Consider the following 13,442-nt stretch of genomic DNA (forward strand, 5'->3'; position numbering starts at 1 on the left):
ACAACAACGTATCTCTCAAAACGATCAATCAAAACATCATCGGCGCGGGGTGGAGCAGCCCGGTAGCTCGTCAGGCTCATAACCTGAAGGTCGCAGGTTCAAATCCTGCCCCCGCAACCAAAATAATTACAACATTACAATAATTTACAAACCTCCCTCGGGAGGTATTCCGCGTCGCGCAATCACCGATGGAAGCAAACTGGAAGCAATAGGCGCGCGCTACAGAGTGTGGCGTTCGTGTTGTAGAGACCCGTGTTACGGCAAGGTTGCTCTGGCCGATCGTAAAGATCACAGTCCAACCGTCCCGCTTTTCGCCCATCTCAAGCCCTTTCCATGTACACAGGCCAAGTGAACGGATTTCTGCGGAAGTGTCCTTATGATTATTCATCCTGTTGAGATATCGAGCGCTCTCGGCCGCTGCCGTGTTAGTGCAACGATCGAGATAGAGACCCCGGGGCGGGTCTTTCCCAAGACCGGCACGCGAACCCAGGAGCTTTGGATTGATTGGCCTGAAAGCTATTTAAAGCCGACCGAGGCCAGGCCCGACGGCTTTGTCATCATGTGCCTGACGCTTGCCATGTGTCTGGGGGAACGCTTGCAGGTTCGGGGCGCGATGTCGCAGTCTCTGGTGCTGAACCTGCTCGAGGCGATGGCGATCTACAAACACTACTTTCTCGGCCTGTGCGAGATCGTCGATCTGGATGCCGAGGGTGAGTTCCGCCCGCGCGGTGCGTCTGCCCGGGTGGGGTCTTTCTATTCGGGTGGTGTTGATTCACTGTACAATATCGCCGAGAGCGCGCGTCTGCACCGCGAGTTCGGAACCCTGCCGATCACTGACCTGTGGCTTATCCAGGGGATGGATATCGCGCTGGATCAAGACGACCTTTGGGAAAAGACAAAATCGACGATATTCGCGCAGCTGCCGGCGGGCCATGACATGATCTGTGCAGACATTCGCACCAATGTTCGGGATCTGCATTACAAGATCGTCGATTGGGAAAAGCTGGGTTTCAGCGTGGTGCTGGGGGGCATTTCAAAGGTTTTTGCCCCGATTGTGCCGAATGTGCTGATCGGCTCATACGCCAAGTATGACAAGATCGTGCCTCATGCCAGCTCGCCCCTGGTCGACCCGATGTGGTCGTGTGACGAGCAGAGCGTGCGGCATTTCTCGTGCCGGGCAAGCCGCCAAGACAAGATCGAGACAGTCGCGACACATGCGCCGTATCTTCTGCAGGGGCTTCGGGTCTGTCACAAGAATACGGGCGGCGCTTATAACTGCGGGGTCTGTGAGAAATGCATGCGGACCCAGGCGCAGCTGATCATTGGCGGCTATCAACAGCTGGCAGATACGTTTGACACCGAACTTTCAAGCAAAACACTTCGGCGGCTGAAGCTGCCGTGGAGATGGGAGAACCGGTTCACCTGGGATTTCTGGCGCGATATTCAGGCCGGGTTTCGCGAGAGGGGCGAGACCGATCTGGATCATGCCTTGTCGCATGTGTTTCGGAAATACACGGTGAAACGCGCCGTAAGACGATGCCTTGGCGGGCGCTAAGGCGCGCTATGGTCGGCGGGCGCTATTTGCGCCTGAAGGTGGTTCCAAGCCGGGTCCAGATCGAATCCGGCGTCACGGTCAGGTTGCGAAGCTCTTCGTAATCCCGTTCGAATGAGACATTCGGAAAATTAGGTTTCAACGTGGCCTCAAAGACCAGCTCGTTCTTGAGATAGTCGTTGGGGAAAAGGTGAACCCTGCGCCCCAACAGCGCCCCGCTGATCGAGACATGCAGGCGGTTGGTGTAGATGGTCTCGTATCGTGCAATCTGATCCAGGAAACGTCTTACGGGCGTATGGGCGCGCCCTTCGGCCGAGATGTCGCGGTTTCCCGGCGGAATGGGGGCGTTGGCGGGGCGCTCTCCGTCTTCGCGCATGAACGCCCCGACCTTGCGTGTCGGCGTGCCGGGTTCGGGGGTCAGAAAGAACGCCATGTCGTGACAGAAACGCGCGTCCTCGACGTTTCTCAGACTTTCGCCCTTGTCGCGGGCGTAGAAGATCGCGTCTTTCGGCAGCCCGTCGCGCATGCCGGGGGTAGCTTGCCGGCAGAAACACATTGGCGGAAAACGCGCCGGCCAGTTCGCCCAGAAACGGCAGGCGGCCATAACGCGGATCGTATGAGCCGCCCCCGTTATAGACGGCAACCGGATCAGAGTGGCCAAGCCGCTCTTTCGCCTGGGCAAGGGACACTTTGCCCTTCTTGAGGTCGAGAACCTTGAGCATGTGATAGCGAATGCCATGGCTGGTCAGGAATGCCTCGGCGCCCTCACGAATAAGGCTGTCGCCCCAGTTCCCGTCATTCAGCAAGAATACAACGGGCCGCCCTTGGCAGACGTTCTTCAGCTCGTCCGCCAAAGCGTCAAAGCACGATTTGATCTCTGGTCTCATCAATACTCTTTACCACAGTTCGCCGTTCTCGTTTCACACAGAGGCAGCGCGCCCAAAGTCGTCTTTTGCACATCGCGTCGATATGTCGGCCCCGCGCGTGGCAGTTCTCATCCTGGTTGGACATAGCCCCTCGGATTGGCTCCGTCGAGCAGGAATGCAGGCGATTCGCCCAAGCGCCGGTTTGGTGGTTTTTTGCGGCTGCTTTGGCTGAAAACCGCCGGTGATCAGGCCGTAGCAGCAGCGTGTCGGCAAAATTGTGCCGGTTTTTCGCAACTCTCCCTAGGGGGGAGCTGGTCAATGGTGCCCCTTCATGGTATGGCGACGTAAAAGGACCGATCCATGCTGGCGCCCAGGATTGGGCGGGCGGGGTCGGAGGACACTGGACGGCGGCGAAGAGCCTGAACGCGCCTGCGGCGTATCTTCTTTGGGGATAAAGCCCGTTGGCCGGCCATGCGAGAGAGCTGAGTTTTGACAAAAGTCTTTCTTCACAAGCGGATGAACCTGGCAAAGGCCAAGGTCCTGGCCCCCGTCAGCCGCCGTTATGAACATAAGAAAACCCTTGCCAATCTGCCCTCCAAGCTGGTGCCGATGGCCATCCATTCGTTGCTGTTCCATCAGGGGCGGGCCTTGTTCATCAAGAACTCGAAGGCCGCCAGCACCAGCCTGTGCCACAAGATCTACGAGTGGGAGAAGGGCACCGAATATACGGGAAGCACCGTCCACCGCGACAAGACACTGTCGCAGGGGTTGTGGTCCTATCCCGACATCGTGCGCGCGATCTCCGATCCTGACTGCCTGAAGGTGACGATCCTGCGCGACCCGGTAAGACGCTGTGTCTCGGGCTTTACCGACTTTGCCCTGGACAAGAAGAACAACAATTACGAACGCCACGCGCCGTTTTGGGATGCGATGGGCATGTCCGCGGCACGCGATGATGCGCAGCGGTTCGATATCTACCTCGACTATGTTCAGGCCTGTATCGACAAGGATATAGAGCGGATGGACGAACATTTCCGCCCGCAGTTCTACAACCTGCGCCCCGATCTGATCGATTACGGGTTCGTCGGGCAGGTGGAACATCTGCGCCGCGACATTCACGCGCTGGGGGTGCGGCTGGGGCTGGAAACCGGCGAGGCGCCGCCGGGTGCCCAGCGCAAGAACAGCTCGCGCAGCCAGTACTCGCCGACAGATGCCCAGATCGAGCGCATCAAGGCGCTCTATGCCAAAGACTATGCATGGCTGGCGCAGCTCTTTCCCGAGAGCTATAATGAAACCTTCGAAAAGTGTTAGAACAGTGACCCAGTTTTCCGCATATCTCATCAATCTCGACAGCTCGACCGAGCGTCTGAATGTCGCGACCGCTCAACTGGATCAGGCCGGTATTCCGTTCGAACGCATCTCGGCCTTTGATGGGCGTCAGCTCGATCCGCTGACGCGCCCCGAATATGACGAGGCGCGGGCCTGTTCGTGGTTCGGGCGCAAGCTGTCGGGGGGCGAGCTGGGCTGCTATTTTTCGCATGTCGACGTGGCACGGCGTTTTCTGGAATCTGACGCGCGGTATGGCCTGGCGCTTGAAGACGATCTGACATGTGCGCCCAATGCCCGCGCCGTGCTTGACGAGGTGATGTCTGACCTGACCGCCGGCATCGCGCCGGGCTGGCACATGGTCAATCTGGGCCGTCCGGTAAAGCGGTTCTTCTCTCCGATCAAGGCCCTGAACGCGGACGACGCGCAGCTGTGCCGGGCGCATTATTTCCCCGATACCACGACGGCAATCCTTTGGTCGCGCGCCGGGGCCGAGGCTTTCCTCAAGGCCGCCTATCCGATCTTCATGCCGGTCGATCATTTCTTGCGTTATTGGGGCGTGCAAACCAATGCCGGTGTGGGGCTGACCCAGGTTCCATTCACCCCGTCGGGGGCGGAAAGCGATATCAACACCGCGAAAAAGCCCAAGGATGTGCGCCGCGCCCGGTTCTACCAGCTGCGCAAACAGCGGCGGCTTTACGTGAACAAACTGGCCGCCAAACGCCACCAATGGGCGTTTGATCGCGACCAGGGCCACGACGCAACACCGGTGGCGCAGGCCGCGTCGTGATTGGCACGCGGGGTCAGTCTGGCTGCGGCCGCGACAGCACCAGGTAGTCTGACGGCCGATCGCGATGGGCGCCGGGGGTGTCGCCCGTCCAGCGGCGAAAGGCGCGGTGAAAATTGGTCGCGGACGAAAAGCCCAGATCTTCGGCAATCTGATCGACCGTTTTGCGGGTCTCGCGCAGATCGCGGATCGCGATGTCACGGCGCAGCGCGTCCTTGATGGCCTGAAACGAGGTGCCCTCGGCATCGAGCCGGCGCATCAGGGTTCGGGGGGTCATCCGAAACGCATCGGCGGCATCGACAAGGCGACAGTTCTGCCAGTTCGACCGGAACAGAAACTCGCGCACGCGCAGCGACTGGGCATGTTCGCGATAGGCGGTAAAGATCCAGTCGCGGGGCGCCCGTTTCACGAAATCGACCAGTTCGGATTTGTTACGCGCCACGGGGGTGCCCAGCGTCGAGGCGTCGAACGAGATCTCTGAACAGGGCGCGTCAAAGCCGACGCGGGCCGGGAAGATCACGGTGTAATCCTCGGCATAGGGGGGCTGGGCAAAGGCAAAGTGCACCGAGTGCACCGGCACCTCGTAGCCCGCAAGCCAGGACAGCACGCCATGCGCCAGCTTGAGGATCAGCAGATGCCCGAACCGCTGAACCGGCCCCTCGCCCAGCGGGTGCAGCGACAGGGTCAGGGTCCGGCCCTGATCGGTCAGGTCAAAGCGGAAATCCTCGAGCAGCAGGTTCCAGAAGGTCGAAAACCGGTGCAGCGCCGAGCGCAGCGTATCGGCGGCCAGAACGGTGGTCAGCAGATGCTGCAAGGCGCGCGAGCGGATCGGCCGGCTCCACAGGCCCATCATCTCGTCGCCGCTTTCGACGGCGGCGATCTGGTAGATGGCGACGATCTGTTCCAGCGTCACCCGCGCGTTTGGATGGTCTTGAGAGGCCTCAAGCCCCGCCCGCCGGAGCAGGTCGCGCATCTCGGGGTCAGAGAAACACCGGCGCATGGCCTCTAGCCAATCCGCGATCAGGCCGCGCGAGACGGTGGTAAGGCTGACTGGGTCCGAAGCGTTGATCATGGCGGCAGCTAAACAGCATCGGCCGGCTTGGAAAAGCATAATATCGGCTGTGTCAGGCGTGCCCTGGCGATGACGGCGATTGCCGTGAAGACCGGGCGCCGGCATGGCGGCGCCCGATTTCATGATGGTGTCAGGCCGCGACCCGCGTCACCGATCCGGTGACAGGGATGCCATTCTTGACCGACATGGCGTTGGGGCTAAAGCCGACGGCGGCGGCCTCGACTTCGGCCAGGGTTTCCGCGTCGGCATCGCAATCAACCGAAATCTCGTAGGTCAGGCCAGACATCTCGACCTTTGCGTCATCGCGCAGGTTGAGAAATCCGGCCAGGTCCAGCCCGCCGGTCACTTTTACATCCAGCTTGCGAATTTCGATCCCGCGGACGCTGGCATTGACGACAAAGCCAACCATGATGCACGCGCCCACGCCCGACATCAGATATTCCTGCGGTGTCGGCCCTTTGCTTTCGCCCAGCAGCTGCGGCGGTTCGTCAACGACCCATGTGTAATCGCGGGGAATTTCTTCTCCGCCCACGGTCATGGACAGGGCCGTCACTTCGGCGCGCACGCCACTTTGCCAGGCGAGGTTGACGCCATAGGTGGCCAAGCCGGCCTCGGGGGTTTCCCGGATCTGCTGACGCGCGCCATCAAGGGCGTCGACATCGACATTATTCAACATCGTTTCTTCCATTCATTGATGTGTGAAAAAGCGGCGCCCCCGGGAGAGAGAGGAGGGGGGGCGCCGAGGGGGGAGAGAACGGTCAGACCTTTCCGGTCAGGCGCATGAATTCGTGCAACAGATCACCGACGCGGCCGCTGTATTCCGGGTCTTCCTTGGAATATTCGTCGACGACCTCGAGAGAATGCTTGCGCAGCTGGGCCAGGACGTCGTCGCTTACGGTCGAGACGGTCTTGCCCATCTTGTTGGTGAACTCATCCATGCGGATATAGTCGAGATGGCGGAAATGGGCGCTGGCATTGGTGCTCATCGCGCGCACGGCGCTATGGATGACCCGTTTGTGGTCATCGCCCAGCTTGTTCCATTGATCCATGCCCACGATGAACTCGCCGTTGGAATGGCTGAGGAAATCGGGGGCGATGATGTGGTCGGTGACCTCTTGCAGGTTCATGCCCCAGCCCGTGGACACGCCCCCCCAATGGGCACCATCGACGACGCCGGTCTGAAGGCTCTGGTACAGCTCGCCGCCCGGAATGAACACGGGCGCGGCGCCCATCTTTTCGAACACGCGCGCCGGGGTGCCGGTCGAGCGGATCTTGAACCCTTTGAAATCCTCGGCCGTTTCAATCGGCTTTTTGGCATAAAGGGCAATCCCGGCGAACGAGATCGGGCCCGCCTGGTAGATGCCGAACTTGGCATAGGCTTCGCGGATGATGTCGAGCGCGCCCATGTCGTAAAAGAACATCTGCATCTCTTCGTGGCTGTCCCACGTGGCGAGGTTGCCGTTCAGGTGGCCGGCGACCGGGATCTTGCCGATCCAGTAGCCGGGGAAGATAAAGGCCGCATCCAGCAGGCCCCGGCGCAGCGCGCCCAGAACCTCGCCCGTCGGCGCGACGGTGTCGGCCTGAAGCGCCTCGATCTGCACCTCGCCATCGGTGGCCTCGGTCACCCAGCGGGCAAACTCGACATAGACCGAGTCGTAATATTCCACGCCCGGCGTCCAGTGGCTTTGGATGCGCCACTTGATCTGTTCCTGGGCCAGCACCGCGGGGGCGGACAGCATGGTTGCCCCCGCCGCCAAAGCACCGCCGCTTAGCAGTCGGCGTCGGTTGATAGGTGTGTCAGTCATTTTGGTTTCCTCCGTGTTGAATTTGTGGCGTCGAACGCCGAGGGGGCGTCCGGCCTGGGTCAGGTGGGGATTAGTTCATCATCGCTGTCAGCGAGATCAGGATGCTTGGCACCGCCATCAGAAACGCCCCGGTCGCCAGCATGATTCCCAGAAAGGGCATCACGGCGATGTAGATCTGCGAGATCGGGGTCTGAGGGCTGAGGCTTTTGAGATAGAACAGGTTGTAGCCGAACGGCGGGGTGATGTAGCCGATGCACAGGTTCAGCTGGAAAATCACGCAGAACCAGATCGGGTCAAAGCCCAGCTCGACGACGATCGGAAAGAAGATCGGCAGGGTCAGCAGGATGATCCCGACCGGATCGAGGAACATGCCCATGATCAGCGCCGCGATCTGCATCAGGATGATCAGGGCCCAGGGGCTAAGATCACTGCTGCGCAACAGCTCCAGCATGAACGCGATGCCGCCGCCGCTGGAATAGATCGACACGAATGCGCCCGCGCCAAAGATGATCCACACAACCATGCCCGTGACCGAGGCGGTGTCGTGGCTGACCTCTTTGATAAAGGTGAATGTCAGCTCGCCGCGCAGCCAGACCGAGAACAGCACGGCGGCCACGCCGACGGCCGCGGCTTCGGTCGGTGTTGCGATGCCCATGAAAATGGACACCAGAACCGACAGAACGATCAGCAGCGGCAGCAAGACGGATTTCAGCGCCCGGACTTTCTCTCGGAACGGTGCGGAAACTTCGGCCGAAGGGGCCAGTTCGGGATAGAGATTGGCCTTGATGGCGACATACGCAATGAAGGCGGCAAGAATGAACAGCCCCGCGATCAGTCCGCCAAAGAACAGTTTGCCCACCGACAGGCCGGTCATCATGCCGATGATGATCAGCGTGATCGAAGGCGGGATCAGGATGCCAAGCGTGCCGGAGGCGCCAATCGTGCCCAGAACGAAACGATCATTGTAGCCGTGACGCTTCATTGCCGGAATGCCGACCAGGCCGGTGGTAATGGTCGAGGCAGAGCAGTTACCCGTCATCGCCGACAAGACCGCAGCAAAGCCCGACGTGCCGATCAGCAGCCCCCCGTTCACCTTGCCCGACCAAAGGTAAAAGGCGCGGTACAGGTCGTCGGCGATCTTCGAGCGGCCAAGCGCGATACCGATTGCGATGAACAGCGGGATGGCGGACAGCAGGATGGACCACATGTTGCCGAAAGTGCTGGAAACGACCGAGTACAGCCCCTGGGGCCCGTTCAGGATCAGCGCAAAGATGACCGCGATGCCACCCACGGCGAAAGACAGGGAAACGCCCATCATGATGGCAACGATCAGGCCGCCGAACATGCCGATTGTCAGAAGCTCAGGACTCATGGCGCAGCGCCCCCAGGTTTGATTTCGAGGGGAAAGAAATGGCCACGACAGAGCGGATAAATCCGGCAAAAGCCTGAAGCGCGATCAGGCCCGCGGCCACAACCAGCACAAGTTTTACAGGCCAGAGCGGATGCGCCAGCGCACTGTCGTCGCGCTCGGACCACAGCAGGGCTTCCTGAAAGAAGTTCCAGCCCTCGTATGTCAGGGCCGAGGTCCAGATCAGCAAGAACGCATAGTTCACCGCATCAAAGAACGCCAAGGCGCGCGGCCCCCGGTTCGTCAGCAAAAGATCGACCCGAACATGCCCGCCGCGCAGCAAGGTATAGGCGCCGATCAGAATGAAGTAGGACGCGAATATGCGTTGTGTGTATCCGTGCGCCCAAACGGTTGGGTTGCCGAATGCATAGCGTGACACGACTTCCCAGACGAGAATCGCTGCGCCGATCCAGACGACGTAGCTGACGGCGCGACCTGCCAACAGGTTTAACCTGTCGATCCATAACAGAATATTCATTGCTCCTCCCCGAGCAAAACCGAAACGTCATACGCGTTTTGGCTTTGAAATTTGTATGACGCTTATGGTTTTTGGAAACAAACAACTTGTCAAACATAAAATTTCGATCCAATTTAGATACTGGATTACGAAATTCATTTCTGGAGGTGACGGTGGTTAGTGCTAAACGGGCCGGGTCTTACAACGTAGCCACACGGGGCAACCTGCTTGATGCAGCCGAGCATCTCTTTGCCGAAAGGGGCTATGAAGCGGTCACTCTGAAAGAGATTGCAGAGGTCGCCAGCGCCAATGTCGGTCAGATCGTATATCACTTTGGTCAAAAAGACGAGCTGATCAAAGAGGTCGTGTTGAGGCGCGCGGGTTTGATCAGCGACGAACGTTTGCAGTTGTTGGATTCGTATGAGCGGCTGGTCGGTCTGAATAAGGTCGAGCTAGAACCGGTCGTGCGCGCGTTTCTTGACCCCTACTTTGCCAAGCTGAAAAGCGATGATCCGGGTTGGCGGTGCTATGCCTTGTTCATCGGGCGCAACGTGTGGGATGCAAAGCTGTCGCAAGCGATCAGCGAAGGTTTCAACCCCACGGCGCATCGCTATATCGAAGCGATCCGTCGCGCCGTTCCGACGCTGACCAAGGTTGATGGCGCCCGTGCCTTTCAGTTCCTGCTGGCTGGGCTTTACGGGTCAACAACCAACGACAGTCGGATCAATGGCCTGCTGGGCGATGACAGCCTTTCGGCCGATTATGACGGTTATCAAGAGATCCTGATTCCCTATGTCGTGGGTGGTATAAAATCCATCGGCGACATGCGTGCCGCCGCGGCCTGGGCCTAAGCAGGGGCCGGGGTCGAAACATGGCGCACCTGACGCAAGCACCTGATCTTCATGATGCAATCATGCATGGCACCGGCGGTGGCATCCATGATGACTCGGGTCATGTGCCGATGTCGGTGCTGCAAGACAAGATCGCGCAGGTCAGCCGCCTTCTTGGCCAGAATGGCGTGGCCCCTCATGAGCCCGTTCTGGTGCCGGTACGCGGCTGCGCCGAGGATGTCGCCGGTATTCTGGGCGTGATCGGTGCCGGTGCCGTGGCGGTGCCGGTTCATCATGATTCGAACATGGCGGATCAGGTCCGGGCCGTGACGCGGGCCCGGTTCGTGATTGGCGCAGGCCCTGTCGGCGAGGCCGGTCAAACGGGCCTGACGCGTATATCGGATACCGCCCCGCCCGCTCGGCCGCTGCTTGACGGTGCGGCCATCATCACCTTCACGTCCGGCTCTACCGGCGCGCCCAAGGGGGTCGTGCTTTCGCGCAAGCGGCTGAATGCCAAGCTTTTGGCAATCAGGGCATTCACCCAGATGAAACCCGCCCCAACCGCCATCGTGCCACTGCAACTGCTGTTCAGTTTCGGCCAATGGGCGACGTTCCTGCCGTTGATGCTGGGCGGTACGGTTCATATGACGGGCCGGTTTTCGACGGATTGGGCCGCGCGGGTGATGGGCGCGGCAGATTTCGACTATCTGGCGGCTGTGCCGACCATGCTGCGGCTGATGCTGAATACGATCCGCACGGACCATGCCTTTGATGTTCTGGCGGGCGGCGAGGTTGTGGATGCCACTCTTCGTCAGGCCGTGCTGCGATCCTGGCCGCGGGCAACCATTCAAAGCATCTATGGCCTGACCGAAACGGGCACCTGCGATTTGTTCCGACGCGACATTGCGCCAGATCGCGGGGATGACAGTCTGGGCCATGTTACGCCGGGGGTCGAAGTCTCTGCCGAGCCCGGTACCGGGCAGCTGATGATCCGCAGCCCCTATGCGATGCTGGGGTATCTGGATATGCCCGAGCTGACGGGTTCGACGCTGGTCGATGGCTGGATCAAAACCGGCGATCAGGCAGAGATACTGCCCTCTGGCGAGGTGGTTCTGAAGGGCAGAATCAAAGAACTGATCAACCGCGGGGGCAACAAGATTTCGCCGCTCGAGGTCGAGGCGGCTTTTCGTGAGCACCCGGATGTGGCTGCCGCGCTGGCGGCCTCGGTGCCTGATGACGTATTCGGCGAGGCGATTCACCTGCTGATCATTCGATCGGGCGCTTCGACGGTTTCCGGTCAGGAACTGATCGATTGGGCGCGGTCCAGGCTGGATCGGTTCAAGCTGCCCGATGCGATCCATTTTGCCGAAAGCCTGCCGACCGGGCGCACCGGAAAGGCGGATCGTGCCGCGCTCAGAGAGCTGATCACGGGGGGCGCGGTGTCATGAACCACATAGAGGCGCGCCGCCGCCCGTCGGCTGCGCGGCCATTCACAAACCAGACAAGGCGATCACCAACACGCGAGGTGCTGACATGGGGGTCAATGCGATGACTGACCACTAGCGAGCGAGCAAGTCACCAGATGCAGGGCCAGCAAGATCAGGCCCCAGGGGTGTCGGCAATACGGTTCAAGATACGTGGGTGTTTGGCGTCCGCGGCGGTCTTGGTCGTCTAAGTTCAGGAAATAAAATGAAAAGTACGATGCAAATGGGCGACCTTGGGGTCGCGCGAATCCTTAGGCGTGCCTTGCGCAGCGGTGCAGGCACGCAGGTTGTGCGTAATGCAGAACACGGTGTCGAGTTCGACAACCTGCAAAACTGCGCCCGCCGGGCCGCGCGGTTGGGGCGTGCTTTGCAGGCCCGCGGGCTGCAAGTTGGCGACCGGGTTGCCACCTTTTGCGCGACGACCGGCGGGCATTTCGAGGCCTGCCTGGGTGTTCCGGCCTTTGGGTTCGTTCTGCATCCTCTGAATATCCGAATGTCGGATTCCGATCTTGCCGACATGGTGGTCGAGAATGAAGACAAGGCGCTGATCCTTGATGCCGGGCTGGCCGAGAGGTTCAAGACCCTGGCCCCGCTGCTGGCGGAAACGCGGGTGCGGCTGATCCTTGTGGCGGGCGCGACCAAGCCAAAGCTTGAGCTGCCCAGTGGCATCGAGGTCATGCGCTATGCGGATTTCATCGCGGGCGCGGCTTTGCCCGATCCGGCGGACATTCCCGATATCCAAGAGCATCTGGCCGCCACGATATGCCATACGGGCGGAACAACCGGCCGCCCCAAGGCCGTGGCGTATTCGCATCGTTCCTTGTGGTTGCAGGCTCTCAACCTGTGTCTGGCCGATACCTTGGCGATCGGCCGGTCTGACACTGTGTTGCCGGCTGTGCCTTTCTACCACGTGAACGGCTGGGGGCTTCCTTATGCATGCGCGATGGCGGGGGCGGGCATTGTCTTGCCGGGGGGGTCGTTTCGCTCTGACGTTCTGGTTGAGCTGATCGAAAAGGCCGGGGTGACGATTGCCGCCGGTGTGCCGACAATCTGGACCGATCTCTTGGCCCATATGTCCGAGGCCGAACTGGCGCTGGCCCCTAGCTTGTCTCGCATTGCCACGGGAGGGGCGGCGGTTCCCGCACGTCTGAGCAAGGCGCTGGCAGAGCGCGGCATAGAAACCTTTCAGGCCTGGGGGATGACCGAGACCTCGTCGATGTCGGTCATCGGAGTGGCGCAAGAGACTGCCGCGCATGGTCCGCTGGGGCATCCGGTGCCGGGGCTCGAGATCCGCACGGTGGGTGAAACCGGCGCGGCCTTACCGATGGGCGGTGCCGAGGCCGGAGAGGTGCAGGTGCGCGGGCCGACCGTTATCGCCCGCTATCTTGGCGCGAGCGAAGCTGCGGCGAATGCCAGCGGCTGGGTTGCGACCGGTGATATTGGCACTATCGACCACAACGGGGCTCTGACCCTGACGGACCGCCTGAAGGATGCGATCAAATCGGGTGGCGAGTGGATTCCCGCCGGCCCTCTGGAAGACGCGATCTGTGCCCTTGGATGGGTGCGCGAGGCCGCGGTGATTGCCCGGCCCGACCCCCGCTTTCAAGAACGCCCCTTTGCCGTGATTGCGATTGACCCCGCCCATTCCATGGATGCGGCCGAGCTGGGCAATCATCTGCGCAACACGGTGCCCGGTTGGTGGGTGCCTGACCAATGGTGCGTCGTCGACGCCTTGCCGCGCACGACCCTGGGCAAGCCCGACAAACGCCAACTGCGCGACATGCTGGCCAAGGGGCAGCTGCCAATAACGCACGGCACATAGTGCCGTCGAAAGCACGACAAACCACTGTTTCAA

13 protein-coding genes and 1 tRNA gene are annotated in these 13,442 nt (G+C 60.6%); 7 read left to right on the forward strand and 7 right to left on the reverse strand.

All coding sequences use genetic code 11. The features are described from left to right. Window positions 1-43: 43 nt before the first annotated feature. Both OE856_RS13195 and OE856_RS13200 read left to right on the forward strand, forming a co-directional pair. Window positions 44-120 (forward strand) — tRNA-Met (locus OE856_RS13195). 256 nt (window positions 121-376) lie between these two features. Next, window positions 377-1,555, forward strand: a complete 1,179-nt coding sequence (locus OE856_RS13200) for a hypothetical protein (RefSeq protein WP_263716621.1) — start codon at window positions 377-379, stop codon at window positions 1,553-1,555. Between the two features lie 22 nt (window positions 1,556-1,577). Here the strand turns inward: OE856_RS13200 and OE856_RS13205 are convergent, their stop codons facing one another. Continuing rightward, window positions 1,578-2,078, reverse strand: a complete 501-nt coding sequence (locus OE856_RS13205) for a polysaccharide pyruvyl transferase family protein (protein ID WP_263716622.1) — start codon at window positions 2,076-2,078, stop codon at window positions 1,578-1,580. A gap of 829 nt (window positions 2,079-2,907) precedes the next feature. On the opposite strand from OE856_RS13205, the gene OE856_RS13210 reads away from it, so the two are divergent. Together OE856_RS13210 and OE856_RS13215 are read left to right on the forward strand one after the other, a co-directional pair. After that, entirely contained in the window at window positions 2,908-3,729 is an 822-nt protein-coding gene (locus OE856_RS13210; RefSeq protein WP_263716623.1) for a sulfotransferase family protein, read from the forward strand. A gap of 4 nt (window positions 3,730-3,733) precedes the next feature. Beyond that, on the forward strand, window positions 3,734-4,534 hold the full coding sequence (locus OE856_RS13215) for a glycosyltransferase family 25 protein (RefSeq protein ID WP_263716624.1): 801 nt from the start codon (window positions 3,734-3,736) through the stop codon (window positions 4,532-4,534). 13 nt (window positions 4,535-4,547) lie between these two features. Here OE856_RS13215 and OE856_RS13220 read toward each other — a convergent pair whose 3' ends face one another. The 5 genes from OE856_RS13220 to OE856_RS13240 all read right to left on the reverse strand — a co-directional run bounded on the left by OE856_RS13220 (window position 4,548) and on the right by OE856_RS13240 (window position 9,294). Next, window positions 4,548-5,603: an AraC family transcriptional regulator gene (locus OE856_RS13220; RefSeq protein ID WP_263716625.1), complete on the reverse strand. Its 1,056-nt coding sequence runs from the start codon at window positions 5,601-5,603 to the stop codon at window positions 4,548-4,550. A gap of 130 nt (window positions 5,604-5,733) precedes the next feature. Next, the gene (locus OE856_RS13225) at window positions 5,734-6,279 is read right to left on the reverse strand and encodes an OsmC family protein (protein WP_263716626.1); all 546 of its coding nucleotides are present in this window, start codon (window positions 6,277-6,279) and stop codon (window positions 5,734-5,736) included. 82 nt (window positions 6,280-6,361) lie between these two features. Continuing rightward, window positions 6,362-7,408 carry a TRAP transporter substrate-binding protein gene (locus tag OE856_RS13230; RefSeq protein ID WP_263716627.1) on the reverse strand — a complete coding sequence of 349 codons (1,047 nt, stop codon included), beginning with the start codon at window positions 7,406-7,408 and terminating at the stop codon, window positions 6,362-6,364. Between the two features lie 70 nt (window positions 7,409-7,478). Continuing rightward, entirely contained in the window at window positions 7,479-8,780 is a 1,302-nt protein-coding gene (locus tag OE856_RS13235) for a TRAP transporter large permease (RefSeq protein ID WP_263716628.1), read from the reverse strand. Continuing rightward, window positions 8,770-9,294: a TRAP transporter small permease subunit gene (locus OE856_RS13240; RefSeq protein ID WP_263716629.1), complete on the reverse strand. Its 525-nt coding sequence runs from the start codon at window positions 9,292-9,294 to the stop codon at window positions 8,770-8,772. The genes OE856_RS13235 and OE856_RS13240 overlap by 11 nt, the downstream gene beginning before the upstream one ends. 86 nt (window positions 9,295-9,380) lie before the next feature. Between OE856_RS13240 and OE856_RS13245 the strand changes: the two genes are divergently transcribed. Continuing rightward, window positions 9,381-10,124 carry a TetR/AcrR family transcriptional regulator gene (locus tag OE856_RS13245; RefSeq protein WP_263716631.1) on the forward strand — a complete coding sequence of 248 codons (744 nt, stop codon included), beginning with the start codon at window positions 9,381-9,383 and terminating at the stop codon, window positions 10,122-10,124. A 62-nt stretch (window positions 10,125-10,186) separates the two neighbouring features. After that, on the forward strand, window positions 10,187-11,551 hold the full coding sequence (locus tag OE856_RS13250; RefSeq protein ID WP_263716632.1) for a class I adenylate-forming enzyme family protein: 1,365 nt from the start codon (window positions 10,187-10,189) through the stop codon (window positions 11,549-11,551). Between the two features lie 229 nt (window positions 11,552-11,780). On the opposite strand, the gene OE856_RS13255 is transcribed toward OE856_RS13250, so the two are convergent. Then, window positions 11,781-12,065 (reverse strand): hypothetical protein, encoded by a 285-nt coding sequence (locus OE856_RS13255; protein WP_263716694.1) that lies wholly within the window; start codon window positions 12,063-12,065, stop codon window positions 11,781-11,783. Between OE856_RS13255 and OE856_RS13260 the strand changes: the two genes are divergently transcribed. Beyond that, complete coding sequence (locus OE856_RS13260; protein ID WP_263716690.1) at window positions 11,955-13,409, forward strand: AMP-binding protein; 1,455 nt, start codon at window positions 11,955-11,957, stop codon at window positions 13,407-13,409. The genes OE856_RS13255 and OE856_RS13260 overlap by 111 nt on opposite strands. Window positions 13,410-13,442: the final 33 nt, after the last annotated feature.

Source organism: Actibacterium sp. XHP0104, assembly GCF_025751515.1.
In the GTDB taxonomy this organism is placed as follows: domain Bacteria; phylum Pseudomonadota; class Alphaproteobacteria; order Rhodobacterales; family Rhodobacteraceae; genus Actibacterium_D.

Excerpts from the sequence above, each read along its gene's own strand:
- OE856_RS13255 (WP_263716694.1), bottom strand. The coding sequence starts at position 12,065 with ATGCAGAACGAACCCAAAGGCCGGAACACCCAGGCAGGCCTCGAAATG.
- OE856_RS13235 (WP_263716628.1), bottom strand. The coding sequence starts at position 8,780 with ATGAGTCCTGAGCTTCTGACAATCGGCATGTTCGGCGGCCTGATCGTT.
- OE856_RS13240 (WP_263716629.1), bottom strand. The coding sequence starts at position 9,294 with ATGAATATTCTGTTATGGATCGACAGGTTAAACCTGTTGGCAGGTCGC.
- OE856_RS13230 (WP_263716627.1), bottom strand. The coding sequence starts at position 7,408 with ATGACTGACACACCTATCAACCGACGCCGACTGCTAAGCGGCGGTGCT.
- OE856_RS13220 (WP_263716625.1), bottom strand. The coding sequence starts at position 5,603 with ATGATCAACGCTTCGGACCCAGTCAGCCTTACCACCGTCTCGCGCGGC.
- OE856_RS13205 (WP_263716622.1), bottom strand. The coding sequence starts at position 2,078 with ATGCGCGACGGGCTGCCGAAAGACGCGATCTTCTACGCCCGCGACAAG.
- OE856_RS13200 (WP_263716621.1), top strand. The coding sequence starts at position 377 with ATGATTATTCATCCTGTTGAGATATCGAGCGCTCTCGGCCGCTGCCGT.
- OE856_RS13250 (WP_263716632.1), top strand. The coding sequence starts at position 10,187 with ATGCATGGCACCGGCGGTGGCATCCATGATGACTCGGGTCATGTGCCG.
- OE856_RS13225 (WP_263716626.1), bottom strand. The coding sequence starts at position 6,279 with ATGTTGAATAATGTCGATGTCGACGCCCTTGATGGCGCGCGTCAGCAG.